Below are 984 nucleotides of genomic sequence, written 5' to 3'. Positions count from 1 at the left end.
CGGCGCCCAAGGTGATGACCGCACCGATGGTGCCGGTGCTCCAGCCACGGCTGGCCAGCAACACGCCCAGGAACGGCCCCATGCCGGCTTCCATGTCAGCCATGAAAAAGTTGACCGCTTGCAGCGCGGCCCGATCACGAGTCATCGCTGCAATGGTGAGGTATGTCGCCGCTCATCGCAACGTCATCCGCGAGTGTTTTTCACCAACGATTTTGACAGAGATGTAGCAGCGCTACGGGGGGCTTTGACACCCGGCAGGCCGGCTGCTGTGTGCCAGCTCGTGGGCAAAATTTGTTCGATTCCACACAGGAAATATGTGATGCTGACCATAGGTTGTATGGTACGAAGCTTGCGATCAGCAAAGAACTAAGGAGGTGATAGCATGCTGGCCAGTTTCACCTGGCAGGTGCCCGGCGACGGGGCGTTTCCCGCGGTTTTACCGATGGACGCCAGGTTCGAAGACGACCGGCTGGTTGTCGAGTTGGATGTGCCCGGCGCAACGGCGGACTCCCTGGACGTCACGGTCGAGGGCAACGCGCTGACGGTGCGTGCGGAACGCCGGCAACCCGATTTCGGCCCGGCCGCGGTGGTGTCGGAACGGCGCTACGGAGTGTTCACCAGGCAGCTGGTCCTCGGTGCGCACGTCGACGTCGATCACATCAAGGCCGACTACAGCGACGGGGTGCTGCGCTTGGTGATCCCGGTTGCCCGGTCGGTCAAGCGCCACAAGGTCGCCATCACCACCGGGATGGAGCGTCCGAAAGCCGTCGCCTGAGCGGTGGTGGTGCCCAACGACGAGCCGCTGCCTGACATTCCCGGCGCCGACTGATCTCAGGCACGACGCGGTGCCGGTTCGCAGGGTTTAGTCGTCGCGCGGAACTTCCACGACGATCGCCTGATCGATCAGGTCGGCCGGGTTGGCCTCGCGAGTCGCGACATCGGCGACGTAGGAGGTGTCCAGACCGGTTTCGTCCTCGGAATCGA

General features: G+C 63.2%; 1 protein-coding gene and 1 pseudogene. One reads left to right on the top strand and one right to left on the bottom strand.

Annotated features, from left to right (window positions below; all coding sequences use genetic code 11):
- Positions 1-145 (bottom strand): annotated as a pseudogene (locus F6Q13_RS20360) (MFS transporter); the annotation flags it as partial.
- A 237-nt stretch (positions 146-382) separates the two neighbouring features.
- On the opposite strand from F6Q13_RS20360, the gene F6Q13_RS17900 reads away from it, so the two are divergent.
- Positions 383-775 (top strand): Hsp20/alpha crystallin family protein, encoded by a 393-nt coding sequence (locus tag F6Q13_RS17900; RefSeq protein WP_293059424.1) that lies wholly within the window; start codon positions 383-385, stop codon positions 773-775.
- Positions 776-984 lie beyond the last annotated feature (209 nt).

Source organism: Mycobacterium sp. (assembly GCF_008709575.1).
In the GTDB taxonomy this organism is placed as follows: Bacteria; Actinomycetota; Actinomycetes; order Mycobacteriales; family Mycobacteriaceae; genus Mycobacterium.
Note: the sequence above shows the minus strand (reverse complement) of the source record. Positions and strands in the feature narration are given on the sequence as shown.